The sequence below is a fragment of the Steroidobacter sp. genome (assembly GCF_036402275.1).
Lineage (GTDB): Bacteria > Pseudomonadota > Gammaproteobacteria > Steroidobacterales > Steroidobacteraceae > Steroidobacter.
Genome location: NZ_DASWTF010000016.1, coordinates 1 through 25252, shown reverse-complemented (window position 1 = coordinate 25252; position 25252 = coordinate 1). Strand labels below are relative to the sequence as shown.

20 protein-coding genes are annotated in these 25252 nt (G+C 62.9%); 6 read left to right on the top strand and 14 right to left on the bottom strand.

Going from position 1 to position 25252, the window contains the following annotated elements; translation table 11 throughout:
* Window positions 1-101: 101 nt before the first annotated feature.
* Entirely contained in the window at window positions 102-1295 is a 1194-nt protein-coding gene (locus tag VGD45_RS08755) for a CmpA/NrtA family ABC transporter substrate-binding protein (RefSeq protein ID WP_331154906.1), read from the bottom strand.
* On the bottom strand, window positions 1292-1897 hold the full coding sequence (locus VGD45_RS08750) for an ANTAR domain-containing response regulator (protein WP_331154905.1): 606 nt from the start codon (window positions 1895-1897) through the stop codon (window positions 1292-1294). Before VGD45_RS08750 ends, VGD45_RS08755 begins: the two co-directional genes overlap by 4 nt.
* A 355-nt stretch (window positions 1898-2252) precedes the next feature.
* Between VGD45_RS08750 and nirB the strand changes: the two genes are divergently transcribed.
* The 3 genes from nirB to VGD45_RS08735 are packed head-to-tail and all read left to right on the top strand — an operon-like array spanning window position 2253 to window position 8982.
* Entirely contained in the window at window positions 2253-4787 is a 2535-nt protein-coding gene (gene nirB / locus VGD45_RS08745; protein ID WP_331154904.1) for a nitrite reductase large subunit NirB, read from the top strand.
* Entirely contained in the window at window positions 4784-6340 is a 1557-nt protein-coding gene (gene nirD, locus VGD45_RS08740; RefSeq protein ID WP_331154903.1) for a nitrite reductase small subunit NirD, read from the top strand. Before nirB ends, nirD begins: the two co-directional genes overlap by 4 nt.
* On the top strand, window positions 6337-8982 hold the full coding sequence (locus VGD45_RS08735) for a molybdopterin-dependent oxidoreductase (RefSeq protein WP_331154902.1): 2646 nt from the start codon (window positions 6337-6339) through the stop codon (window positions 8980-8982). The genes nirD and VGD45_RS08735 overlap by 4 nt, the downstream gene beginning before the upstream one ends.
* Before the next feature lie 9 nt (window positions 8983-8991).
* Here the strand turns inward: VGD45_RS08735 and lexA are convergent, their stop codons facing one another.
* From lexA to VGD45_RS08700, 7 genes are all read right to left on the bottom strand, one after another.
* Window positions 8992-9618, bottom strand: coding sequence for a transcriptional repressor LexA (gene lexA / locus VGD45_RS08730; RefSeq protein WP_331154901.1), 627 nt, complete (start codon window positions 9616-9618; stop codon window positions 8992-8994).
* Window positions 9619-9750: 132 nt separating this feature from the next.
* On the bottom strand, window positions 9751-10158 hold the full coding sequence (locus tag VGD45_RS08725) for a type IV pilin protein (protein WP_331154900.1): 408 nt from the start codon (window positions 10156-10158) through the stop codon (window positions 9751-9753).
* Between the two features lie 16 nt (window positions 10159-10174).
* Window positions 10175-14683: a pilus assembly protein gene (locus VGD45_RS08720; protein ID WP_331154899.1), complete on the bottom strand. Its 4509-nt coding sequence runs from the start codon at window positions 14681-14683 to the stop codon at window positions 10175-10177.
* A gap of 14 nt (window positions 14684-14697) precedes the next feature.
* Window positions 14698-15270, bottom strand: a complete 573-nt coding sequence (locus VGD45_RS08715; protein WP_331154898.1) for a pilus assembly PilX family protein — start codon at window positions 15268-15270, stop codon at window positions 14698-14700.
* 8 nt (window positions 15271-15278) lie between these two features.
* Complete coding sequence (locus VGD45_RS08710) at window positions 15279-16457, bottom strand: PilW family protein (protein ID WP_331154897.1); 1179 nt, start codon at window positions 16455-16457, stop codon at window positions 15279-15281.
* Window positions 16458-16466: 9 nt separating this feature from the next.
* Window positions 16467-16940 (bottom strand): type IV pilus modification protein PilV, encoded by a 474-nt coding sequence (gene pilV, locus VGD45_RS08705; RefSeq protein ID WP_331154896.1) that lies wholly within the window; start codon window positions 16938-16940, stop codon window positions 16467-16469.
* A 31-nt stretch (window positions 16941-16971) separates the two neighbouring features.
* Entirely contained in the window at window positions 16972-17559 is a 588-nt protein-coding gene (locus VGD45_RS08700) for a GspH/FimT family pseudopilin (RefSeq protein ID WP_331154895.1), read from the bottom strand.
* 431 nt (window positions 17560-17990) lie between these two features.
* Here VGD45_RS08700 and VGD45_RS08695 point away from each other — a divergent pair, with 431 nt between their 5' ends.
* Complete coding sequence (locus VGD45_RS08695; protein WP_203167217.1) at window positions 17991-18302, top strand: alanine-zipper protein; 312 nt, start codon at window positions 17991-17993, stop codon at window positions 18300-18302.
* Window positions 18303-18660: 358 nt separating this feature from the next.
* Here VGD45_RS08695 and VGD45_RS08690 read toward each other — a convergent pair whose 3' ends face one another.
* The 4 genes from VGD45_RS08690 to VGD45_RS08675 form a co-directional block, all read right to left on the bottom strand.
* On the bottom strand, window positions 18661-19674 hold the full coding sequence (locus VGD45_RS08690; RefSeq protein ID WP_331154894.1) for a L,D-transpeptidase family protein: 1014 nt from the start codon (window positions 19672-19674) through the stop codon (window positions 18661-18663).
* 108 nt (window positions 19675-19782) lie between these two features.
* Window positions 19783-20814, bottom strand: coding sequence for a phosphate acyltransferase PlsX (plsX, locus tag VGD45_RS08685; protein WP_414717566.1), 1032 nt, complete (start codon window positions 20812-20814; stop codon window positions 19783-19785).
* A 25-nt stretch (window positions 20815-20839) separates the two neighbouring features.
* Complete coding sequence (gene rpmF / locus VGD45_RS08680) at window positions 20840-21031, bottom strand: 50S ribosomal protein L32 (protein WP_331069979.1); 192 nt, start codon at window positions 21029-21031, stop codon at window positions 20840-20842.
* A 35-nt stretch (window positions 21032-21066) separates the two neighbouring features.
* The gene (locus tag VGD45_RS08675) at window positions 21067-21612 is read right to left on the bottom strand and encodes a YceD family protein (protein WP_331154892.1); all 546 of its coding nucleotides are present in this window, start codon (window positions 21610-21612) and stop codon (window positions 21067-21069) included.
* Window positions 21613-21758: 146 nt separating this feature from the next.
* Here VGD45_RS08675 and VGD45_RS08670 point away from each other — a divergent pair, with 146 nt between their 5' ends.
* The gene (locus tag VGD45_RS08670; RefSeq protein ID WP_331154891.1) at window positions 21759-22364 is read left to right on the top strand and encodes a nucleoside triphosphate pyrophosphatase; all 606 of its coding nucleotides are present in this window, start codon (window positions 21759-21761) and stop codon (window positions 22362-22364) included.
* 29 nt (window positions 22365-22393) lie between these two features.
* On the opposite strand, the gene VGD45_RS08665 is transcribed toward VGD45_RS08670, so the two are convergent.
* Complete coding sequence (locus VGD45_RS08665; protein WP_331154890.1) at window positions 22394-23419, bottom strand: RluA family pseudouridine synthase; 1026 nt, start codon at window positions 23417-23419, stop codon at window positions 22394-22396.
* A gap of 491 nt (window positions 23420-23910) precedes the next feature.
* On the opposite strand from VGD45_RS08665, the gene VGD45_RS08660 reads away from it, so the two are divergent.
* Window positions 23911-25252: Rne/Rng family ribonuclease (locus VGD45_RS08660; RefSeq protein ID WP_331154889.1), on the top strand; the 1342-nt coding region annotated here is incomplete at its 3' end.

Here is a 25252-nt window from a genome sequence, read left to right as displayed (position 1 = left end):
TCAGCAAACAAACATCGGGCGTGCCTGAGGTGAATCTGAGCCGCGACGGAGCAAGCGCTCGCGTCGGCTGCACGAACTTCGAGCAATCGACGGGAGCTTGCTCAGGGGCTGGCGATGTTTCTTAGATAGGCAGGCAGGTCGTCGGAGTCGAAGCGCACGCCGTCGAAGAAGCCGTCCGGCCCGGCGCCTTCGACTTTGGTGTCGGCGGCAGGAATGTTTGCTGTCGTCCTGGCCAATGCCAGGCGATAAAGATCGGGTCGGTAGGTCGCACGCACCTGCGCGACATGCTCTGGATCGTAGGCGATCTGTCCCCAGCGCACCATTTGCGAGTAGAACCACAGCGCATGACTGACCCATGGGAAGGTCGCGGCCTGCGAAGCAGGCACATAGAAGTTTGCCAACGGCTGCGCCTCACTGCCCGGCTGCAGGCAAAGCCGATTGGACAGCCCGCGCAACAGTATCTCCGCCGGCGCGCCAACGAATCGCGGCTCGGACAGCAGGCGCGACAGCTCCGCATGATTCTCGGGCTGCTCGCACCACAGCGCTGACTTATATAAGGCGCGCACCAGCGCTTGCAGCCGATCCGGGTGGCGCTGCGTCCACTCCAGTCGACAACCCAGCACCTTCTCCGGGCTCAAACGCCAGATGGCCGTGGTCGGCAAGGCGATGCACCCCGCGCCCACCGCCACCGCCAGACTGCTCCAGGGCTCGCCGACGCAGAACCCGTCGATTTGTCCTTCGCGCATCGCATCCACCAGGAACGGCGGCGGAATCACTACCAATCGTACGTCACGATCCGGATCGATGCCGCAAGCCGCGAGCCAATAGCGCAGCTCATAGTTATGACTGGAGAACGGATACACCATCGCGAAGGTGAACGGCGGCTTCTGCGCTCGCTCCCGAGCACGAACGACGCTTCGCAGCGCCTCACCCAGCGCTCGCGGACTCGCCGAAAGCGTCGCGCCCTCGGTCATCATCAAATCCCAGACACGCAACGAAACGGTGATGGCGTTGCCGCCGAGGCCCAGCGACAGCGGCGCCGCCATCGGCACCTTGAGATGGCCCACGCCCAAAGTAGAAGCGATCGCCATGGGCCCGAGCATGTGCGCGGCGTCGAAATGACCGACGACCACGCGATCACGAATATTGGCCCACGAGGTTTCGCGCACCAGCCGCAGGTCGAGCCCTTCTTCGGCCGCAAAGCCTTTCTCGACCGCGACGGCCAGCGGCGCGCAATCCATCAACGGGATGAACCCGACGACTGTCGTGCCATGATCGATTTGAGAAGGACTCATTTGAACAGGCTCGATGCTGTCACGACGCTTTGCGCGACCTCGCTCAGGCGACGATTCTCGTTCATTGCCGCCTTCCGCAGCAGCGCATACGCCGCCTCCTCGCTCATGCCTCGTTGTTTCATGAGAATGCCTTTGGCGCGCTCGACGATCTTGCGCTCATCGAGCGCCTGGCGGGCCACATCGAGCTCTTCGCGCAGCTTGTTGAACGCGTGGAAACGGCTGATCGCCATGTCGAGCACGGCCTTGACGCGCTCTTTCTTCAGTCCGTCGACCACATAGGAGCCGACGCCCGCGTCCACCGCGGCCTCGATCATGTCGGTATCGGAGCGATCGACGAACATGGCGATGGGCCGGCGCACCACGCGCGACACCTGGAACATCTGCTCCAGCACGTCGCGGTTGGGATTCTCCAGATCGATGACGATGACTTCGGGATCGATCTCGACGATCCGTCGCATGAGATTGTGCATCTCACGCAGCACCGTCACGTTCACATAACCCGCCTCGCGCAGACCCTCTTCGAGAATACTGGCGCGCATGACGTTTTGATCGACGATCAACACGCGCAGGGAGGGCTCGGTTTTGGGCCTGGCTTCGGGCATCGGATGAATGGGATTGCAATGCCTGTGCCAGTGCCTGCAAACCCTTACGAGCCCCGTGCACCACGCCAAAGCAGGGCGCGGCTTCGCACCACTTTAAGTGCGCCACGAGCGACGCACGCACCACATCTGAGCAAGCCGAGCCCTGCAGAACCGTGAAATGGCCGAAGTGGCGGCCCAGCAACCATGGCATAGCCCTTGCAACATTGGAGACATCCTGGCTGCTCCAATGACGGGCGCAGCGCCAGCGACCTGCCAGTCACATTCCGCCACCCGCGGCCTGTCGCAGCTCGCTGTTCCAACCACCCTTCAGCAAACGAACTCGATGCGTGCATCGAGTCCTCGATCATGGGTGCATATGTCAGCCAAGAAGCTGGTCGTCATCGGTAACGGCATGGTCGGACAACGGCTGCTCGAGCGGCTCGTGTCCGAATCCACCTCTTACGAAATCAGCGTGCTCTGCGAAGAGCCCCGCCCTGCTTACGATCGCGTGCAGCTCACGAGCTTCTTCAGCGGCAAAAGCGCGGCGGACCTGTCGCTGGTCCAGGATGAATTCTTCGAGCGCAACGACATCGCGCTTCATCTGAATGACAAGGCGATCGGCATCGATCGCGAAGCCCGCTGCGTGCGTACGGCCGAGGGCCGCACCCTGCCTTACGATCAACTGGTGCTGGCCACCGGCTCCTCGCCGTTCGTGCCGCCCATCCCGGGTCGCGAGCGGCCGGGCTGCTTCGTCTATCGAACCATCGAGAATCTGGAAGCCATTCGCTCCGCGGCTGCGGAAGGCAAAGTGGGTGTCGTCATCGGCGGCGGCCTGTTGGGCCTCGAAGCGGCCAAGGCGCTGCGCGATCTCGGTTTGAAGACGCACGTGGTCGAATTCGCGCCGCGACTGATGGCCGTGCAGGTCGACGATGTCGGCGGACGCGTGTTGCGACAGAAGATCGCCGAGATGGAAGTGGGCATTCACACCGGCAAGAGCACCACCGCCATCGTCGATGGCGAACAGTGCCGTCACAAGTTGACGTTCGCCGACGGCAGCTCGCTCGAAACAGACATCGTGGTTTTCTCCGCCGGCATCCGGCCGCGCGACGAGCTGGCTCGCGCTTGCGGGCTGAGCATCGGCGAGCGCGGCGGCATCGTCATCGACAACGACTGCCGTACCTCCGATCCGAACATCTTCGCCATCGGCGAATGCGCGCTGTGGAATGGCAAGCTGTACGGCCTGGTCGCGCCGGGCTATCAGATGGCGAATGTCTGCGCCGCCCGCCTGCAGAATACGGCAGAGCCCGCCTTCACCGGTGCGGACATGAGCACCAAGCTCAAACTCATGGGCGTGGATGTCGCATCGCTGGGCGATCCTCATTGCTCGAGCCCCGGCTCGCGCGCTTATGCATTCGTCGACGAGCGCAAGCAGGTTTATAAGAAGCTGGTCGTGAACGAAGACGGCACACGCCTGCTGGGTGGCATTCTCGTCGGCGATGCCGACGACTACGGCATCTGGTTGCAGATGATGCTGGATGGCACGGCGCTGCCCTCCAATCCGGAAGAGCTGATCGTTCCCAGCTTCGGCGCGAGCGAGCAGCCCAAGCGCGCGGGAGTGGCAGGCCTGCCGGCAACGGCGCAGATCTGCTCCTGTAACAACGTCAGCAAGGGCATGATCTGCTCCGCCATCGAGGCCGGCTGCACCACCATCGGTGCACTGAAGACCTCCACTAAGGCGGCGACATCCTGCGGTGGCTGCAGCACGCTGGTCACTCAGATCCTGAAGGCGGAGCTTGCGAGTCGCGGCGTCGCGGTCAACAACAACCTCTGCGAGCACTTCCGTTACTCGCGCCAGCAGTTGTTTCATTTGATCCGCGTCGGCCAGCTGAAGTCCTTCGGCGAAGTCCTGGAGAAGCATGGCCGTGGCCTGGGCTGCGACATCTGCAAACCGACCGTCGCATCCATCCTCGCTTCGTGCTGGAACGAGTTCGTGTTGAAGCGCGACAAAGCCACGCTGCAGGACACGAACGACTACTACCTCGCCAACATGCAGAAGGACGGCACGTACTCGGTCGTGCCGCGCATTCCGGGCGGCGAGATCACGCCGGACAAGCTGATCGTCATCGGCGAGGTCGCGAAGAAATACGGCCTGTACACCAAGATCACCGGCGGCCAGCGCATCGACCTGTTCGGCGCGCAAGTCCACGAGCTGCCCCTGATCTGGCGCGAGCTGATCGATGCGGGCTTCGAATCCGGCCACGCCTACGGCAAGGCGTTGCGCACCGTTAAGTCCTGCGTCGGCTCGACCTGGTGCCGCTACGGCGTTCAAGACAGCGTCGGCTTCGCCATCGATATCGAGAACCGATACAAAGGCCTGCGTGCACCTCACAAGATCAAGTTCGCCGTCTCCGGTTGCACACGCGAATGCGCCGAAGCGCAGAGCAAGGACGTGGGCATCATCGCCACCGAGAAGGGCTGGAACCTGTACGTCTGCGGTAACGGCGGCATGAAGCCTCGTCACGCCGACCTGCTCGCCGGCGATCTGGATCGTGAAACGCTGGTCCGTTACGTCGACCGCTTCCTGATGTTCTACGTCCGCACCGCCGATCGTCTGCAACGCACGTCGGTATGGATGGACAACCTCGAAGGCGGCCTCGACTACCTCAAGCAGGTCATCATTGAAGATAAACTCGGCATCGCCGCGGAGCTCGAAGCCGATATGGCGCGCGTCGTCAGCACCTACGAGTGCGAATGGAAAAAGGCCGTGGAGGACCCGCAGACGCTCAAGCGCTTCCGTCACTTCGTCAACAGCGACCGCACCGACGAGAACGTCGTGTTCGTGCAGGAGCGCGGGCAGATCCGCCCGGCCACCAACGAAGAGCGCGCGCAGCGGCAGCGGGAGGCAGTATGAAGCCCACTCACACCTGGAGCAGCGTCTGCTCGTTCGACGACGTGCTGCCGGACAGCGGCGTCGCCGCCCTGGTCGACGGGCGGCAGATCGCCATCTTCCGAGTGGGCGAGGCCGTCTACGCCTTGGACAACTACGACCCACACAGCGAAGCCAACGTGCTCTCGCGCGGCCTGGTCGGCGATCTGAACGGTGAGCCCGTGGTGGCCTCGCCTGTTTACAAACATCATTTCAATCTCGCGACCGGTCGCTGCGTCGAAGACGCCGACTACTCGGTGCGCGCCTGGCCGACTCGCGTGAGCGACGGCAAGATCTGGATCAAGACGCAGCCCCTGCGCATGACCAAGCGTCGCAAATTGGTCGTGGTCGGCAACGGCATGGCGGGCATGAAGGTCGTCGAGGAACTGATCGGCATCAGCGGTCAGCCTTATGACATCACCGTGTTCGGCGCCGAGCCTGTTCCCAACTACAACCGCATCCTGCTTTCGCCGCTGCTGGCGGGCGAAAAGCATTTCGACGACATCGTGCTGAACCCGATCGAGTGGTATCGCGACAATGGCGTGACGCTGCACCTTGGCGATCCCGTCGTCGCCATCGACAGAGTCCGTCGCAAAGTGCGCTCGCAGAGCGGCATGGAAGCTGACTACGACCGATTGCTGCTCGCGACGGGATCCAATCCCATCGTGCTGCCCGTGCCTGGCAAGGATCTGCTGGGCGTCGTGACGTTCCGCGATCTGCAGGACGTGAACACGATGCTCACAGCCGCCCGCACGCATTCCAAGGCAGTGGTCATCGGCGGCGGTTTGCTGGGCCTCGAAGCGGCGAATGCGCTGCTCAAGCAGGGCATGAAAGTGACTGTCGTGCATCTGCTCGACACATTGATGGAACAACAGCTCGACCCGGTCGCCGCGCAGCTGCTGAAACAATCGCTCGAACGTCGCGGCATCGAGTTCCACATGCCGGCGAAGACCACGGCCATCCTCGGCACAGATCGCGTCCGGGGTGTGCAGTTCGCGGATGAAACCGTCATCGAAGCCGATCTCGTGGTCATGGCCGTCGGCATCCGGCCGAACACGGAGCTGGCGCGGGCCGCCGGTCTGCGATGCGACCGTGGCGTGCTGGTCAACGACACCTTGCAAACATTCGATCCTTGCGTGTACGCGGTGGGCGAATGCGTCGAACATCGCAACAACACGTACGGCCTGGTCGCCCCGCTCTTCGAACAAGCAAGCGTGTGCGCGACACATCTCGCCGAGCACGGCGTCGGCCGTTATCGAGGCTCGATGCTGTCGACGCATCTCAAGGTCACGGGCATCGACCTCTTCTCCGCTGGAGATTTCCTCGGCGGTCCGGGCAGCGAAGCGCTGGTGATGCGTGATACCAAGCGTGGCATCTACAAACGCATCGTCATCGAGAACAACAAGCTGCGCGGCGCGGTGTTGTACGGCGACACGCGCGATGGCGCCTGGTACTGCGAGCTGATGACCGAAGGCCGCGACGTGGGCGCGATGCGAGATAAGTTGATCTTCGGCGAAGCGGCGGCCGGGCGGCAGTGAGCATCAGGACCACCTGTCCGTATTGCGGCGTCGGTTGCGGCGTCATCGCCCAACCGGACGCCGCGAGCGGCGCCGTGACCATTACCGGCGACGCGGCCCATCCAGCGAATCGCGGCAGGCTCTGTTCCAAAGGCTCTGCATTGGGCCAGACGTTGGGCAGCGACGGACGGCTGCTCTACCCTCGCATCGACGGCCAGCGCGCGAGCATGAGCGCCGCGCTGGACCACGTTGCTCACGGCTTCAGACGCATCATCGACGAGCACGGGCCCGACGCCGTCGCCCTGTACGTCTCCGGTCAGCTGCTGACCGAGGACTACTACATCGCCAACAAGCTAGTGAAGGGCTTCATCGGCACCGCCAATATCGATACGAATTCCCGTCTGTGCATGTCCTCGGCCGTCGCGGGCCACAAGCGCGCGTTTGGCGAAGATATCGTGCCGGGGTGTTACGAAGATCTGGAGCTGGCGGACCTGATCGTGCTGGTCGGCTCCAACACGGCGTGGTGCCACCCGGTGCTATTCCAACGCATCACGCAAGCGAAACAGCAGCGCCCCGAATTGCAGATCGTCGTGATCGATCCGCGCCGGACCATGACCTGCGAGATCGCGGACCTGCATCTGCCGATTCGCAGTGGCAGTGACGTCTTGCTGTTCAACGGCCTGCTCGCCTATTTGCATCAGCAAGGCCATGTCGCGCAGGACTTCGTTGCGAACCACACCGACGGCCTGGAGGAAGCACTGAAGGTCGCGCGCGACTCCGCTGGTGACGTACAGACCGTTGCGAAGCTCTGCGGCATCGGAGCGGAGAGGCTGCTTGAGTTCTATCGACTGTTCGCTGATCACGCGCGCGTCATCACCGCGTTCTCGATGGGCGTGAATCAATCCTCCGCCGGCACCGACAAGGTCAACAGCATCATCAATTGTCATTTGCTGACCGGCCGCATCGGGCAGCCCGGCGCCGGGCCGTTTTCCATCACGGGCCAGCCCAACGCGATGGGCGGCCGCGAAGTCGGCGGCCTGGCCAACATGCTCGCCGCGCACATGGACCTGGAGAACACCGGTCATCGACAGCTCGTGCAGAACTTTTGGCGCAGCCCGCGCATGCCGGAGAAAGGCGGCCTCAAGGCAGTCGAGCTGTTCGACGCCATCCACGACGGCAAAGTGAAGGCCGTGTGGATCATGGCGACGAACCCCGTGGTCAGCCTGCCCGATGCGGACAAGGTGAAGGCGGCGCTGCGCCGTTGCGAACTGGTCGTGGTGTCGGATTGTTTCGAGAACAGCGACACGAATGAGTTTGCCCACGTGCTGCTGCCGGCCGCCGGCTGGGGCGAAAAAGACGGCACGGTGACCAACTCGGAGCGATGCATCTCACGCCAGCGCGCCTTCCAGCCGTTGAGCGGCGAAGCGCGGCCGGACTGGTGGTTGATCTGCGAAGTCGCGCGACGCATGGGCTTCGCCGACGGTTTCAACTACGACAACGCGCATGAGATTTTCGTAGAGCACGCCGCGCTGTCGAAGCTCAATCGCGGCGAGCGGGCGTTCGACATAGGCGGTCTCGCCGATATCACATCGACCGAATACGACACGCTCGAACCCATTCAATGGCCGGTGCCGGAGAGAGACCACGCAGGAACGCCTCGCCTGCTCCAATCCGGACGTTTCTATCGTGGCGACCGCAAGGCGCGTTTCGTGCCTACCCCTCCGCGAGGGCCCGTAAACGCGCCTCAGGAAGAGTTTCCATGGGTGTTGAATACCGGTCGCATCCGGGATCAGTGGCACACGATGACCCGCACGGGCCGCGCGCCCACGTTGGCCTCTCACCTGCCTGAACCGTACATCGACATGCATGCGCAGGACGCGCTGCTATCGGCGGTGAGCGATGGCCAGCTCGCCCGAGTCGAAACGCAATGGGGTGCTCTGGTCGCGCGCGTGAAGACGTCGGGCGAGATGCCGAGAGGCATGGTGTTCGTACCCATTCATTGGAACGCCGCCAATGCCTCGGACGCGCGCGTTGGCGCGCTCGTGAATCCCGTTGTCGATCCAGTGTCCGGCGAGCCAGAATTCAAACACACGCCCGCTCGTGTCACACCCTTCGCCGTGAACTGGCACGGATTCATCCTGTCGCGCACGCCGATCGAGGCGCTAGATACGACATGGTGGACAGCGATCCGCGGCGAGCAGTTCATGCGCTATGAAATCGCCGGGCGCGGCAGGCCGCCGGGCCCCGATTGGGCGCATCGTCGGTTGCAAGCGGCCGCTGGGGAGCCTGATTGGATCGAATATTCCGATCCCGGGAGCGGCGTGTTCCGGGGCGTGCTGTTGATCGAAGAACGCATCGCCGGTTGCGTGTTCATTTCACCGCGTCCCGACCTGCCCTCGCGCGCCTGGTTGTCGAGCCTGTTCGCGAAAAAGCGCGTCAGCGATAAGGATCGTCAGTCGCTACTCAATGGCGGACCGACGGCGTCCGCGGACGATCCGGGACCGATGGTGTGTTCGTGCTTCGGCGTGGGGCGCAATACGCTGTGCAAGGCCATCGCCAAGGACCGGCTGACGACGCCTCAGGACGTGGGCCGCAGACTCAAGGCAGGCACGAATTGTGGCTCGTGCCTGCCCGAGATCAGACAACTGCTCGCGCAGCGATGATGATGACCCTTACTGGAACAGTCCCTTGGACTTGCCCTGGCGCAGCACGCCGACCACGATGCCTTCGATGATCAGCGACTGCTCTTTGAGATCGACGCGGATGGGCTCGAACTCCTCGTTCTCCGGCAGCAGCCAGACGATCTTGCCATCCTGCTTGTAGCGCTTGACGGTCACTTCGTTATCCAGGCGCGCGACCACCACTTGGCGATTGCGCACTTCCGGCGTGCGATGCACGGCGACCAGATCGCCGTCCAGGATGCCGATGTCTTTCATACTCATGCCGCGCACCTTGAGCAGATAGTGGGCGCGAGGCGCGAAGATCTTCGGATCGATCTGGTAGCGCCCTTCGATATGCTCCTCCGCGAGCATGGGCCTGCCGGCTGCAACTCGACCGATCAGCGGCAGGCCCATTTGCTCACGAAGAGAATCTTTCAACTGAATCCCGCGCGAGGCGCCCGGAATGATGTCGAGCACGCCCTTTTTCTGCAGCGCGCGCAGGTGCTCTTCGGCGGCGTTGGCCGATTTGAATCCCATGGCGGCGGCGATTTCGGCCCGCGTTGGCGGCATGCCGTTATCGCGCACGGATTCCTGGATCAGCTTGACGATCTCGCGTTGACGAGGGGTGAGTTCTGACATGGCGTCGCCGTAAGCTCGTGAGCGGTTGTATATAAAACCAAGTCCCTGTGTCTATATACAGTCACTTGCGCGCGAAAGCAAGCGGCCTCCGTGAAGGAGGCCGCTTAGGTCGCTGTCAGAAGGGGTAAATCGCTACCAGCACTTCGGGTCGTCGCCCTGGTGGCCGCGCGTGCCTATTTCGTTGACGGTCAACGTGCCGCACTTGTCGTCCATCTGCGCGCCCAGGGGAGCGGCTTGCAACCTGTAGCTCCGCTCCGAGCTTTGGGCCAACGAGATCCGATAGCGTCCACCGTCGCTATCCCGCCCAGCGTTCAACCGGCTGAATGCTACGCAGTTGGCAGCGTCGTTGTACGCGCCGTAGCGCGTATAACACTTTTCCAGCTCCTGCGCGGCTTCCATGAGCTCCGCCTTGGCCTCGGTCCGATTACTCCGCAGCACGTACTGCCGGTAGCTCGGATACGCGATCGTGGCAAGGATGCTGATGATCGCGACCACGATCATCAGCTCGATCAACGTGACACCCAGTTGTTTGCGTCGCATGTTCTGACCTCTTGCGTTACCGGGTTTGACGCCAGGACTGACGACCACGCGCAGCCAGCGCGGAGCGCAGCGCGCGTTGGTCGATGTCACCATTGCTGTTGGAACCGAAAAGCGTGTCGGCCCCACAATCCGCGTCAGTGCAGGTGCCGGTGGTCGGACCGTTGCTGACGCCGTCCTGGCCGACGCCCGAGAGCGGGGTGTCGTCGTTGTCGACGTCGCCATCGCCATCGCTGTCGATCTGCGCCTGCCTGAGCATCTGACCACTGAGCAGGTCCAGAATCATGGTCCAACTGCGGCCGCCGGCGCCGCACGGGTCGCTATTCGGTATCAGCGTCGTGAACAGCAGGCGATCGCTACTCACGACCGGACTGGAAACCACGCGCTCGCCTTCATAGAGATTGTTCGGGGCGAGCAGATCGAGATACCAGCCTTTGCCCATGAGCGGGTTGCGCGTCGTGATACGCCCTGTCTGGCCGTCCCCGAGCGAGACCTCCTGCAGGATGCGCTGCTGGGTCAGTGCCGAACGGCTGGCGATGCGGTCGCCATTGTCATAACTTTTCGTGGTCCGGTTGTACGAGTTGGCATCGTACAGACCATAGAAGGTCTGGTTACGTTGCGGCAGGATGGTCTTATCGGACGCTTCCAGGTACTTGCCGGTGCCCACCAGCACCATCAGGCCGGCGCTGTAGGGACCCTTGGTCACTTCGATGCGCGAGGTGATCGGCTGTCGATTGGCATTGTCCGCGGTGCCATCCTTCGCGACGAAGAACGGCAGGGGCGCCGCGGCGGTACCGTAGGCGAACTTCCAATCGTTGCGCGCGCCGCGCAGATCGATCTTCCATACGTTGCCGAACAGGTCGCCGACGTAAACGCCGTCGACGATGCGGTCGCCGTCCGTGTCCAGCAGGGCCGGCGTCGCCAGGCCGTTCGGACGGTTCTGGCCGGTCGGATCGTCGTCCCGGCCGATCATGGTGTCGAACTTCTTCACCAGGGAGCCGTCCCTGAGATTGACCATGTACAGCACGCCGTTGCCGGTAGTGCTCACCGCTGCGTCGGGCTCGGTATTGTTATAGCCGTTGCCGAACACAGCCACCCAGGTGCCGTCCTCCAGACGCCCGATGGCAGGCTGGCTGAACGTGTAGCCGAGATCGCGGAAGTCCAGGCTGGTCTGGTCGTTGATCTCCCACAGGACCGAGCTGGCGCCGAGCGAGTTCGGATTGGTGACATCGAGCGCGTAGATGCCCTGACCGCCGCCGTTCAAGCCGCCGACCAGCACTGTGCGCCACGAACCGTTGATGAAGGCGTCACCGGAATTGGGCGCGCCATCCACGAAGTACTTGTGCGCGTACGACGGCCGGGTCAGCTCCTTCAGATTGCCGAACACGGTCTTGGGAATGAACGCGAACAGTTCCTGGCCGCGCTCGTCCCGGCGCGTGCCATCGCCATCCCGATAATCGTCTGCCTTGAAGGCGTGCAGCATGCCGTCGTTGGCGCCGACATAGACCATGCCGTCGCGGTCGCGCTGCTCGGCGAGGAACTCGGAATAAGGTGCCCTTTCCAACCGATCGCTGTAGCGGCCGAAAGGCGCACCGATGTACAGCGGCGCCGACGCCACGATGTCGCCGAGCTTGCTCGCACGATCCCGGAACGGGCCACCGTTGCGTTGCTCGGTCCGCTCGTCGCCGCGGATGTAATTGAGGATGCTCTGCGCGACCGCGGGGTCCGCATCCAGCTGCGCTTTACGGATGTCGTCGATACCGCTGGTCCATTGGAACGGCACCGCGACGCCATTGCTGTTGACGGTAATGATGTTGCGACTGGTCGGTCCGGGGATCTGCGCGCTCGCTTCCCACACCGGAGTATCGTCGAGCCTGTTGTTTTCGTCGAAGCCGAACGCGGTCAGCGTGCCACTCCAGCGAGTGGTGTCGAAACGCGCTTGATAGACGCGCGTTTGCGTGCTGATGGCGCCGCTGTTCAACGACACCGAGGCCGCGCTGGCCGAGCGGTTGGTGATTTCGGTGAACGTCTCACGCAGCTGCTGGCTCAACGTCAACGCATTGGTGACCAGGAAGTAGTTGTCCGGATCGCCGTCGTTATTGGCGTCCCATTCCGAGGTGAGGTTCGGCATGTCGTTGTCGTCCTCATCCTTGAAGCCGCCCCACTTCGCCGCGTACCACAGCGGATCCTTCAGCAGAGTCGCGCCAGTGCTGCCGCTACGGGCGTCGAAGGTCCGCGAGGAGAAGCCTGGCAGTCCCACGTTATCGGCCCAGTTGCCACCCGGCCCCTGACCCGGAGGAGTATCCAGGAAGTAATCGCGGTCGTTGGTGCCGTTGCAGGTGTAGTTGCCGTTGGTGTCCTTGTTACAGTCCTGCACCACCAGATATACGCCGTCGGCCGTGGTGCCGGAGATCACATAACCGATGTGGTGAATGATGCCGCCGGCCTGATAGTCGGAGGACACGTCCACCCGCACGGTGTCGTCGTCGGTGAGGCGATAGCTGTAACGCACGATGGCGTCCATGTCGTGGTCGTTACCGGCCTCGACGTCCTCGAAGTTCACCTGGAACGTGCCGCTGCGCTGATCGTCGGCGATGCTCTCCACATAGAAGTCGACGATCTGGTTGGTGGGCTGGAACGCGCCTTCGGTGCGATTGATCTCGTTGTTGTAGACCACCGACTTGGCGAACGGCACCAGGGTGATGAAGCGGCCGGAACCGGCCCCGCCCACCGGGATCTCGATCTTGGGCAGCGGCGAAGCCAATGCCACGGCGAACGTCTGGACACGCACATCATCGTCGGTGAGCGGGTTGGCCTGATTGGTGAAGCCGTGATAGGCCACGCTCGCGGGGTAATAGCTGCCCTGTTTGGTGGGCTCTTCCGGAGCGAGACCGCGAATGGTCGCGAGGCTGGTCACATCTTTGGGCTTGGGCGAGCCGTCGTACAGCGCGCCAGCCTGGCCGATGAAATGCAGCCCGCGGATGCCAGGCTCGTTATCGGTGATTTCATCGGCGAGCGCGCCCACGTCGAGGCCGGGCAAATCGTCGCTGATGCGGTCGCTGCCGCTCTCCATCCCGAAGCGCGATCCGGGCAGCTGATCGGAGTCGTACGAGTTGTTGATATCGGTCATGACCGTCTGGAACGGCTTCGCGCAGGTCGGAAACTCCGCGTCGCTGTACGGGTCCTGCCAGGCCGGGCGCGGCAGATTGAGAACCTGTTCGACCGTGGTGTTGCCACTGCCGTAGGTTCTGGTGAACGCCGGCGTCGGGCTCATGCCGCGGAAGTAACGCAGCGTCTCGTACATCATTTCAGCGACGGGGTTGCCCCACATGCGGCAGTTACCGTCGACGATCGGGCCACGCGCCATGGCCGGCAGGCCGCAGTCGTAGCTGGTGCCGCCGTTATCGGTGTAGCGCCCGTAAGCCGCGACACGGAAGTTATCCAGAGTCTTCGCGATGCCGACCACGTCGGTGAAGGTGCCGTCGGCCGCGTTGATCTCGTCGGTGAACGAGCCGACATTCTTACGCAGCACGCCGCCGCTCTTGTTCGCGGTGTACGAGCCGCTGAGCAGGCCGAACATCATAGAGTCGTTCTCGCCGAACTCGTGCAGCAAGCCTGTGGGCTTGTAGTTGCCATTCGGGTACTGGCGGCAGTTCTCCGTGTTGCGCGCGGTATCGATCAGAGCGGCGGAGGTACAGACCGCGACGCGCACGTCGTACTGGTTATCGAAAGTGACGGTCTCTTCAGCGCCGCCGGCGGGCGCCACGCGGGTGCCCGCCACCGGGCTCTCCTTACTCACCCATTCCCAGATGCGATAGGTCCGGTTGCGCAACACCCGCAACTGCGGCGGGCCGTTGTTGTCGGCCCAGTTGTTGATGCCGACGTTCGGCGTGGTGTTGGCGAACAGGTGGCGCTGACCGGTGGACGGACGGTTGAACGGCGTGAAGTCGCGGATGTTGAATTCCGCCGGCGCGTTCCAGGGATATTCCTTGCCCCAGCTGTGCGCGTCCATCGGAATGTGCGAGCGGACCAGCACCGTCGAGGAACCGGTATCGGTGGCGCGCTTGCCGCCATAGAGCACCTTGCGCAGAGCGTCGATGCGCGAGGTGGTCAAATAGTTCAGGTAGTCGCCGCTCCACTCGTTCGCGCCGCCGCAGCGCTTGTTGGCGGTGAAGCGCACCGGATTGAACTGGGTGCCGCCGTACGTGTAACACTTGTACGAATCGAAATAGCCGTAGTAATCGATGCCTTCGTTGTTCGGCGCGGCCGCGGTCGGATTCGGCAGATAGCCCTTGTAGCCCACGTCGATCTTGCCGTCGCCGTTCAAGTCGGAGGCGTCGTTGTAGGCCTCGTAGAACAGCTTGTGATCGCGGCCGACCACCAGCATGTTCAACGGCGCGACGGCGGGAGCCAGAAACAATGGCTGATCGCTGAGGTTCAGATCGGCCGCCTGCGAGGGCGCGCCAGCAAGCACGGCGACTGCTGCCACGCTCAGAGACCAACAGCGGATCATGTACTGCTTGAGCATTTGCATAACCTGGGTCACTTAGTGAAAACGATCCGTGCATACGAGCTCTGCAGCACGACCTTCGCGGTCTCGCTCTGGCCCGAGGAGCGCGCCGTGACGTTGAAGAAGTCACGCTCCGTTTTGAAACCCGGGCCATTTATGGTCGCAGTAGAGAACTCAGTGTCGGCGAGTTCGATGACGAACTCCGGTTCGGTTGCGACCCCGTCCAGTTCATCGGCGAATTCATATTCACGCCCCCAGGTCACCCACCAGAGATCCGGCTGCACGGTCAGATCGAGCGCATGGCCGCGCTCATCCACCAAGGTGTTCCGTTCGTAGTAGTCGCAGTCCACCCCCGGGGCCGTGCACCGCTTCACATCTTCCCGATCCGGCGACAGGCGCTTTTCCGCCCCGCGCAGGGCCGCTTCAGCGGCCTGCAGAGCGATTTCCTCATCGCGCTGATTACCCGCCATGCGCTCCTGCAAGAACGTGCTCTGGCTCGCGCCCAGTCCGAGCAGCGTCATCACCAACAGCAGCAGCAGGCTGACCACGAGCGCGGCGCCACGTTGCCGGCTGGAGCTGCGACGAGAATGTGAATGGAATTTCATACGCACCTTCAATCGATGACCTGGTTGCGGACGGCGAGCGTCGCGGTGAACACCTTGCGCTGAGCACGATCGTTGTACGGACCCGCCTGCACCGTTTGTTCGGGCGTGTTCAGCAGCACGTAGGTCTGCTTGTCGATGTCGGTGCCGTATTCATCCGGCGCGCGCGATAGCAGCGCGATCTGCACCGTCATGACGTTGTTCCAGTCCTCCACGTCCTCCGCGGAGACATAGGAATCGACGCGCGCGTCGAGCTCGGCTTCGCTATCGATGCCGTATAGAACTTCCAGCCGCTCGATACCTTCGGCGATCTCATCGCTCTTCTCCGCCCCGCCCGTCTTGCGGTAGAGAGACAGGCGCTCCGGCGCACCCAAAGGAGGGTTCTCCGGCTGGATAGTGCTGCGCGCGATGTAGTAGATCACGGTGTCGACCGGCACGATGGTGGCGCCAGCATCGAACGGATGCAGCAGATCGTTCGACACGTTGCCTGGCCGATCGCCGATCGCGGACGTAGAGGGCTCAACCGCGACGTGCTCGATTGTCCCGGTCGCCGGATCGTTAGTGACTTGGAAAAAGGCGCGCGCCTCGCAATCCGAGACCATCACCGTATCGCTCGGTTTGATCGGCATCGGCTCGATGTCCTCCACCTCGAACGGTTGCGCACCGTTCTCCTGAGCCGTCACCACCTTCACGGCGCGAACTTCGCGTCTCGGAATGCGCAGCACCAGCACGTCGCCGATCGGCCTCGGCGTGGGATCGAAAGCCAGTCTGTCTGTGTCCAGGCCAGGGTCCCATTCCACGCCAGTCGCGTTGAAGCCAAGCAGGGGCTTGACGAAATCCCAGCGTATGTCGACCAGATTTTCCTCCTCCTCGTCTTCGCCCCCCTCGACGGGCGGAAAAGGCTCGATGGTCGCATTGAGTTTGAAATCGATCGCGCGGGTGGTGTTTTCGGTGTTGGGTCGCGCGCATGCATTAAACGACGTAGCGCGAACGTCACTTGCGATCTGTTCGAGCGCGTAGCGGCCGTTCTCCTGGATACGCGACAGCCGTTCCGTGGTCTCGTAGCTCACGCGCGAGCTGACGAACAGCGCGACTACTCCCGTGAGCAGCAGCACGCTGATGCCGAGCGCGACCATCAGCTCCACCAGGCTGAAGCCGGACACGCGATTTTTGATGGTGATGACTTGCATCTTTTCGCCTCAGATTTCGCTGCTCGTCTCGAAGCTTAGGATCCGCTCGTCAGGGTTCTCGGAGCGCTCGCCCCACTGGATGGTGATGGTGACCAGGTTGGTGTCGTCGTCGTAATCGATGCCGCCCCGGCCCTCCGGAAGCTGCTCGTCCAGCACTAGCCGCCAACGGCGGATCTCATCGCCTGCGGTTGTTGCCGGTACTTCGTCCTCGCCGATACCGATCTGAAAGCGTTCCGGACCCTCGCCCGTCGTCCGGTCGTAGCGATTGGAGCGCATGCGATCGAGCATGTCGCTGGCAAGCATCGCCGCCTGCGAGCGCACGGATGCGTTCTGGTTGTTACGCAAGGTGGTGAGCTGTAAAGCGACCACGCCCAGCAAGCCGACAGAGACGATGACCAGCGTCACCAGCACTTCGATGATGGTCATGCCGCCGATACGGCGCGCATTGCGTGAGGCGCGAGGCAAACTGCGAGCTGATTTCATGAGCGTGTCCGCCAGTATTCGCGAGGTGACATCAATCGCCATTGCAGTCGGATTTCTGGGAACGGGCGCGGCCCGTCGTCGTCAGCTGGACGACGCGACCGCCGTCATCGCCGCGGCAACCCTCGGGCACGAGAGCGAACTCCATGCTTGGAGTGCCCTGGGCCAGCGCACCGTCCCTGTCATAGCTGACCATGCCGCGGTCGGTGCTGATGGTGATGTTCTGCGTCGACGCCGGCGCCAGATGCAGGACGACGACGTCGTTGGTTTCCGGATTGTCCTCGTCGCTGTCGAGCGTGCCCCTATCGCCGATGTTGTCGCTGAATACGATCAAGCCATTGGCCGTCCAATCGGCGTCGTCGGCGCAGGCCGTCGGAGCTTCCGGATCGTTTGCCGGACACACGGTCACGATCCCGCTGCGTTTGGTGGCCTCGCTGCGCGCGAGGGCCAGCGCGCTGAGCAACCCGTTGGTTTGCTCGGTGAGCCGATTACGACGAATGATGTCCTGGAAGGACGGGACGCCGATTCCGACGATCAGGGCGAGCACCGAGACGGTGACGAGGAGCTCCAGCAACGTGAAGCCGGCCGACCGTGGCGGAACCCTATTGGGCGCTTTTTTCATGGCGCGCAAATTGCCGCCCCCTCGGACCGGCGGCAACTGCGTCCGACCGGCGGCGCGGCGATGAAGATGGACGGCTGCGGTGCGTCTATTCTGTGAAATCGCAGACCGCCCTTTCGCGAACCGTGCCGCTGCCCCCGGTCAGCTCGCATCGAACTGGAATCGTCGTGCTCGACGGTTCGTCAATGTTCCGTCAATGCCATTTATATAAGTGCCCAATTGTCGCGGCATGCAGACGGAGCAGCGACATAAGCTTTATCGACAAGCCTCAATCTTGTATTCTCCGCGCCTCGGCCCGCTGGCAGCTTTTACAAATAAAGAAGCTAGTAAGCCTGATACACGGGAACCCGCCATAACTCTCGTGTATTAAGAGGCCGTGAAAATTTGTCGCTCTGGTCCTTTTTAATCCGACCCGTACGAAGGGGAAAGAAGTCATGAAGAAAGCCATCTCCACCACGCTGAAGGCAGGTATTGCTGCGCTGGCCCTCGTTGCCGCCAGCGGCTGCGTGTCGCAGAAGACTGTTGATGAAATCAAGGCCACTGCCGACAAGGCCGTGCAGGACGCCGCTGCTGCCAAGGCTGCTGCTGACTCCGCTGCCAGCGCCGCTCAGTCTGCCCGTTCCGCCGCTGACAGCGCGCAGAGCGCTGCCAACCAGGCGCTGCAGGCCGCTCAGGCCAGCCAGGCCTGCTGTGACGCTACGAACGAGAAGATCGATCGTATGTTCAAGAAGTCGCAGTCGAAGTAATTCGACTCGCTTCGAGCGAACCAAGGCGCCGCGGAGCAATCCGCGGCGCTTTTTTATTTGTGACGTAAAAAAAGGCCACAGCCTGCACTGTGACCTTTTTTGGAATTGATCAGGCACATGGATGTGCCCGCCGCCACAGGCGGCGAGCGAGGAGCAAAAGTCACGCCTTTTGCGAGTCGCATTCGGGGCGCGGCAGGATGCCGCGATCCCGAATCAGAGAATAAGGCGGACCCCACAGCCTTGGCCATGGACTAACTCGGTGGTTTAGGTGACCTCGGCCGCGGGATCCGCGCGCGCAGTTTAACAGCGCGCGCAATAGCGCGTTGGGACGCGCGTCATTGGCGGGATTCTCGATCGATCAGCGACCGGCGGTATCGTTGATGACCTGAACGGTTGCGGGAACCGTCGCTGGCGGCAGCATCACGGGCTCGGGAATGCCACTGGCGAGCTCGAAGGTACGCTCGGCCTTGGCCCAATCGATCACGCCCGACGTGCTGATCTCCGGTCGATTCTGAGTCGCGGACACCAGCAGCTTGGTGATATTGGTCAGGCTATGCGCGTCGGCGGCATTCGTGCCTTCCAGCGGCGTGTGCACTTCCATGAACAGCTCTCCGCCGCGCCAGCCCATCTTGTAAGGCTGATCGACCAGACGCACCGGCGTGTTCACCGGCACCATCGGATAGAGCGCTTTGATGTCCTCGGGAAACATGCGCACGCAACCGTGTGTGACTTGCATGCCCACGCCCGAAGGACGATTGGTTCCATGAATCAGATACGCGCCGCCGGGAATGCCCAAGCGCATCGCATAGTCGCCGAGCGGATTATCCGGTCCGGGCGGCACTGCCTTGGGCAGCGGTCGCCCTTCCGCCGCGTGCTCGTCCAGCACCGACTTGGGCGGATACCAGATCGGCTTCTCGCGCTTGTTCACGATGCGCGTCAGACCGAGCGGCGTGTTCCAATCCATGCGACCGACGCTGATGGGATAGGTATGAACCACCGCGGCCTCACCCGGCTTGTGCGGCGGAAAATAAAACAACCGATGCTCCGACAGGCTGACGACGATCCCTTCGCGCGGCGCGTCGGGAAGGATGTAACGCGACGGAATGATCACTTCGGTGCCCGCCCCCGGCAACCAGGGACTGACGCCCGGATTCGCGGCCACGATCTCTTCGTAGCCCACGCCGTAGCGGCGGCCGATGTCGAGCAGTGTGTCTTCGTGGGCGGCGACCACCTTTTGCACTTCGCCGATGACCGTGTCCTCGCCCACCGGCAAGGTATAAGTGGCGGCCAAGGCGCCTGGCGCGGCGGCCAGCAGCAGCATGGCCCGGAGCACGTTCTTCAGAGGACGCATCTTCGAAGAAAAGGACTTCATGAGCGAAAAGTCTAGCAGCTGCGCGCCGTTCAGAGTGTGAGCTGAGGGGTTATCCCGGCGATAACCGACCCGGATGTCAACTTCTTAATTATGCGATCGTGACCGATTTCAAGCCACTGCCGCGGCTTGCGCCTTGAGCAGATTGGCGATCTGCGTCGGCGCGCCTTTGCGCGCCTCGATAAGGCCGACCCTGATGGCATTAGCGAACGACACCGTATCGGCGCTGCCGTGGCTCTTGATCACCACGCCGGTCAGGCCGACCATGCTGGCGCCGTTATAAGTGCGGGGATCGAATTCCTTGCGCAGCGAACGTAACACCGGCCAGGAGGCTAGCGCCCCCACATAGCGCAGCGGATTGCGCGTGTATTCGTTCTTGAGCGCGCCGACCAGCATGTTGGCCAGCCCTTCCATGGTTTTCAGCGCCACGTTGCCGGTGAAGCCATCGGTGACCACGACATCCACCTCGCCGGAGAATATATCGTCGCCTTCCACGAAGCCGATGTAGTTCAGCTTGCTCGCCGACAGCAGCCGCGCAGCTTCCTGCACCACGCTGTCGCCCTTGGTTTCTTCTTCGCCGATGTTGAGGATGCCGATTCGCGGCCGCGCGATGCCGTGCAGGTCGCCCGCAACCACCGAGCCCATCACCGCGAATTGAAACAAATGCTCGGCGGTGCATTCAGAGTTCGCACCGAGATCGAGCATATGAGTGTGACCGTGACGCGCGCGGATGCGCGAAATGATGGCAGGCCGGTCGATACCTTCGATGGTCTTCAGCACGAAGCGCGCGGTCGCCATGAGCGCGCCGGTATTACCCGCGCTCACGCAGGCATCGGCCTCGCCGGATTTCACCAAGTCGATGGCGACGCGCATGGACGAATCTTTCTTCTTCCGCAGGGCTTCCTGCGGCTTCTCGTCCATGGTCACGACTTGGGAGGCTTCGCGCAGCTGAATACGCGAGCGCGACGACGCGTCGGCGCCATCCAATAAAGATTGAACGGGATCCTTCAGGCCGACCAGCGTGATTCGCAGGTCGGCGTCTCGCTGCAAAGCTGCCAGCGCCGCGGGCACGGTGACCGAGGGGCCGTGATCGCCCCCCATGGCGTCCACCGCGATGGTGACCGGCCGGTTGCTCAGATGCAGTACTCGGCGCTAGCGGAGTACAGGATTATTCCGAGTCGGGCTTTTCGCGGCTCTCGATCACTTTCTTGCCGCGATAGAAGCCATCCGGCGTGATGCGATGACGGGAATGGGTTTCACCGGAGGTCGGGTCGACCGACAGCGCCGGGCGCTCGAGGCCGTCGTGCGAGCGGTGCATGCCGCGCTTGGACGGGGTCTTTCGGCTTTTCTGAACAGGCATGACTTAGTCTCCAACTATTCAATACGGTCCGCGCATCACTGCTTGCGCAGCAGATCCCGCAAATTCCGGAACGGCTGATGCGTCGTTCCGACCTCTGCGTCCGGCGCTTCGTCTTCGGGCTCCGGCGCCGATGTCACTTCATCGGGCGCGGCGCTCGCGCAATCCTCGTTGTCGTGCATGGGCACCAGCGGCAAAGCGAGCAGCGCCTGCTCCTCCGCCAGCCAGCCCAGATCGAGCCGCGAGGCTTTGGCGACCACCGGCTCGAAACCGCCGGGCTCGTCGCTACGCTCCTCGTCGACGATCAACACCTGGAACTCGTCCTCGATGTCGATGGCCACCGGCCGCATGCAGCGCTGACAAGTCAGCACGGCCACGCCGTGCAGCTCGCCTGCCACGGCAGGGCGGCCTTCGAACTGCGAAAACTGGAATTTGGCCTCGATCGCCGAATCGTCGTGACCGCCGGCCTCGCGCAGGCGCGGCAGCTCGGCGGCGGAAAAACGTCGTGCAATCGTACTTCCCGCCCGCGCGCAGACCTCTGCATCGACGATACTGTCTGCGTGGACGGCCGGGGGTCGCGGCATGGGGCGCGTATACTAGCGGCGACCCCCCATGGTGTCAAAAAAAGAAAGGCGTAAATGTTTGTTTTCTCACAGCTTGTAATCCGGCTCACAGCTGGATTCATGGATTCCCTGAACCGGGCCCCCGGTCAGGGCCCCGAGGTCGGGCCATGACCCCCGCCGCCACGCCTCAGGCCGGGCTGAGACTGGTCCTCGCATCCACCTCGACATATCGGCGGCAACTGCTGGAACGGCTGGGCATTCCTTTCACGGTCGCGGCCTCGAATGTGGATGAGGAGCCGCTTCCGGGCGAGTCCGCGGTCGACCTGGTGCAGCGGCTGGCCCGGGCCAAGGCCGAGGCGGTCGCCCGGCGCCACACCAACAGCCTGATCGTCGGCTCGGACCAGCTGGCGCTGTGTGGCCGGGACGTGCTCGGCAAACCCGGCTCGGGCGAACGGGCCATCGCCCAACTCAAATCGCTCAGCAGTCAGCGGGTGGTGTTTCACACCGCCGTGCATGTCATCAATACCGCCGCCTCCGCCAACGAAGGCCATGTCGATCTGACGACCGTGCATTTTCGTCAGCTCGACGAGGATGAGATCCGGCGTTACGTGGCGCGCGACAAACCGTACGACTGCGCGGGCGGGTTCAAAGTGGAAACACTGGGCATCACTCTGTTCAATCGCATCGAGTCGCAGGACCCGACGGCGCTGATCGGCCTGCCGCTGATCTGGCTGGCCGGCGCATTGAGAAGAAACGGCTTCGACCTGCCGTGACCGTACTTGTGACACGCGCTTCGCGCGTGTCACTTCAGATCTTGCTTCAACTTCTCGATCAACGCCTGCCAGTCAGGCGGTGGTGGCGCGCTCACCGTGAAGGGCTTCGCGCCCTTCCGCTCGAACGTCAGCGACTGCGCATGCAGGAACATGCGGTTCAATCCATACGGTTTCAGCTTCGCGTCCCGCTCGCGATCGCCGTACTTTTCATCGCCCGCGATGGGGTGACCTGCGTGCGCGGCGTGCACACGAATCTGATGCGTGCGGCCGGTTCCCAATGAAATATCGAGCAGCGTGGCCAGCTTGCCGAAGTGCTGAATCGGCTTGAACGTCGTGATCGCCTGCTGACCATCGGCATGCACGCGTACGACGCGTTCACCGCCCTGCTTCAGATTGGTCTTCAGCGGCAGATCGATGGTCTTGGCGCCGAACGGCCAGCGCCCCACTACCAATGCGAGATAGCGCTTCTCCATGTCGCGCTCTCGAAGCAATGCATGTAACTCGCGTAGGACTGCCCGGCGCTTTGCCACCATCAACACGCCGCTGGTGTCGCGGTCGAGCCGATGCACGAGCTCCAACTCTTTTAATTCCGGATGCGTGGCGCGCAACGCTTCGATGACACCCGCGCTCAACCCACTTCCGCCATGAACGGCGACGCCCGCGGGCTTGTTCACGACGATGAGATCGCGATCCTCATGAATGATTGCGCCTGCCACGAATTCCCGCAGCGAACGCGAGGGTGCGGCGCGCTCGGCGGCGCGCTGCTCCTCGGTCTTTCGCTGTAGCGGCGGCAACCTAATCCGATCGCCTTCGGCGAGTCGGGTTTCGGGCTTGGCTCGTTTGCCGTTCACCCGAACTTCGCCGGTGCGCAGAATTCGATACACCAGGCTGCGCGGCACGTCTTTCAAGATGCGGCTCAGGAAGTTGTCGATACGCTGTCCGGCATCGCCCTCGCCGGCCTCGACGTAGCTGACCCCCCTGGCTTTGGCGGCGCCGGACGAGCCCGACTCGTCGGCGGATTGTGCGGAAACGGACCTGGGCTTGTGGGTGGGCATATCGACGGATCGGGGAAGCGCTCGTAACTTATTGATTGACCATTGATTGGCCGATGGGCCTGTGATATGTTCCGCGACGATTTCAGGTTCGTGCGCGTCCCAGACACAGATCAGACACCGATCGGTCCAGCGACGCACGCGCACCGATACGTGGCTCTCTCGAAGCACTCGCTCCGAAGGCGCCGCATCTTAGTTGGTTCTGCAAAGACCTGCCTGCTCAGACCGGACAGGGTCGCAGACCATCGCTCGGCCGCGCGAACGGCGATGCCGGAATGACGCACCTCGTATTCCGGGTCGACCGCCAACGCTAACCGTGCGGGACCGCCAAAGCGACAGGATAAAAAACGCGCCGGACTTCCCCGGTCACGACACAGGGGGCCCGCGCTGGCAACATCGGATGAAGACATTCCCCGATCGCCCGTTTCTGCCTCCATGGCTCGCGCCCGCCGTGCGTGCTCGCCCGGCCCTTTTCGAATCCTTAGAAGGGCCTCATGAAGAGAATGTTAGTCAACGCGACTCAGGAAGAGGAGTTGCGCGTCGCACTGGTTGATGGACAAAGAATTTACGATCTGGATGTAGAAGTCCCGTCCCGGGAACAGAAAAAAGCGAACGTATATAAAGGACGCATCACCCGCGTCGAGCCCAGCCTGGAAGCCTGCTTCGTCGACTATGGCGCCGAGCGCCATGGCTTTCTGCCGCTGAAGGAAGTCTCCCGCGAGTATTTCAAGGACGGCCAGTCGCCCGGCGGCCGCGGCAACATCCGCGAGCTGTTGAACGAAGGCCAGGAAGTCATCGTCCAGGTCGAAAAAGAAGAACGCGGCAACAAGGGCGCGGCCCTCACCACGTTCATCAGCCTCGCCGGCCGTTTCCTGGTGCTGATGCCGAACAACGCCCGCGCTGGCGGCGTGTCCCGCCGGATCGAAGGCGAAGATCGCGAGCAGCTGCGTGAAGCGCTCGACCAGGTGCAAATCCCCGACGGCATGGGCGCCATCGTGCGCACCGCCGGCGTGGGCCGCTCCGCCGAAGAGCTGCAGTGGGACCTGGATAACCTGAAGGAAGTCTGGAATGCCGTGGCCCAGGCCGCCGAAGGCAAGCCCGCGCCCTTCCTGATCTATCAGGAATCCAAGGCAATCATCCGCGCCCTGCGCGATTATCTGTCCGACGACATCGGCGAGATCCTGATCGACAACCAGGAGATCTATGCCGAGGCGCAGCAGTACATGCAGCGCTTCATGCCCGCCGGGCTGCGCAAACTGAAGTTCTACGAAGACAGCGTGCCGCTGTTCACGCGATTCCAGATCGAGAATCAGATCGAGTCGGCGCACTCCCACAAGGTCAACCTGCCCTCGGGCGGCTCCATCGTCATCGACCCGACCGAAGCGCTGGTGTCAATCGACATCAACTCCGCTCGCGCCACCCGCGGCGGCGACATCGAAACCACCGCGCTCAACACCAACCTCGAAGCCGCCGACGAAATCGCCCGTCAGCTGCGGCTGCGCGACTTGGGCGGCCTGATCGTCATCGACTTCATCGACATGGAGTCGCAGCGCAACCAGCGCGAGGTGGAGAACCGCCTGCGCGACGCGCTCAAGTACGACCGCGCGCGTGTGCAGATCGGCAAGATCTCGCGCTTCGGGCTGATGGAGCTCTCGCGCCAGCGCCTGCAGGCTTCGCTGGAGGAAACCGCGCACATCAGCTGCCCGCGCTGTAACGGCATGGGCTCGATTCGCAGCGTCGATTCGCTGGCGCTGGCGCTGTTGCGCCTGATCGGCGAGGAAGCGCGCAAGGACCGCACCGTCAAAGTCATCGCCCAGCTGCCGGTGGAAGTCGCCA

Bases quoted from the DNA above. Each gene is read 5' to 3' on its own strand.
- VGD45_RS08755 (WP_331154906.1), bottom strand. From the start codon at position 1,295: ATGAGTCCTTCTCAAATCGATCATGGCACGACAGTCGTCGGGTTCATC.
- VGD45_RS08750 (WP_331154905.1), bottom strand. From the start codon at position 1,897: ATGCCCGAAGCCAGGCCCAAAACCGAGCCCTCCCTGCGCGTGTTGATC.
- nirB (WP_331154904.1), top strand. From the start codon at position 2,253: ATGTCAGCCAAGAAGCTGGTCGTCATCGGTAACGGCATGGTCGGACAA.
- nirD (WP_331154903.1), top strand. From the start codon at position 4,784: ATGAAGCCCACTCACACCTGGAGCAGCGTCTGCTCGTTCGACGACGTG.
- lexA (WP_331154901.1), bottom strand. From the start codon at position 9,618: ATGTCAGAACTCACCCCTCGTCAACGCGAGATCGTCAAGCTGATCCAG.
- VGD45_RS08725 (WP_331154900.1), bottom strand. From the start codon at position 10,158: ATGCGACGCAAACAACTGGGTGTCACGTTGATCGAGCTGATGATCGTG.
- VGD45_RS08720 (WP_331154899.1), bottom strand. From the start codon at position 14,683: ATGCTCAAGCAGTACATGATCCGCTGTTGGTCTCTGAGCGTGGCAGCA.
- VGD45_RS08715 (WP_331154898.1), bottom strand. From the start codon at position 15,270: ATGAAATTCCATTCACATTCTCGTCGCAGCTCCAGCCGGCAACGTGGC.
- VGD45_RS08710 (WP_331154897.1), bottom strand. From the start codon at position 16,457: ATGCAAGTCATCACCATCAAAAATCGCGTGTCCGGCTTCAGCCTGGTG.
- pilV (WP_331154896.1), bottom strand. From the start codon at position 16,940: ATGAAATCAGCTCGCAGTTTGCCTCGCGCCTCACGCAATGCGCGCCGT.
- VGD45_RS08700 (WP_331154895.1), bottom strand. From the start codon at position 17,559: ATGAAAAAAGCGCCCAATAGGGTTCCGCCACGGTCGGCCGGCTTCACG.
- VGD45_RS08695 (WP_203167217.1), top strand. From the start codon at position 17,991: ATGAAGAAAGCCATCTCCACCACGCTGAAGGCAGGTATTGCTGCGCTG.
- VGD45_RS08690 (WP_331154894.1), bottom strand. From the start codon at position 19,674: ATGAAGTCCTTTTCTTCGAAGATGCGTCCTCTGAAGAACGTGCTCCGG.
- rpmF (WP_331069979.1), bottom strand. From the start codon at position 21,031: ATGCCTGTTCAGAAAAGCCGAAAGACCCCGTCCAAGCGCGGCATGCAC.
- VGD45_RS08675 (WP_331154892.1), bottom strand. From the start codon at position 21,612: ATGCCGCGACCCCCGGCCGTCCACGCAGACAGTATCGTCGATGCAGAG.
- VGD45_RS08670 (WP_331154891.1), top strand. From the start codon at position 21,759: ATGACCCCCGCCGCCACGCCTCAGGCCGGGCTGAGACTGGTCCTCGCA.
- VGD45_RS08665 (WP_331154890.1), bottom strand. From the start codon at position 23,419: ATGCCCACCCACAAGCCCAGGTCCGTTTCCGCACAATCCGCCGACGAG.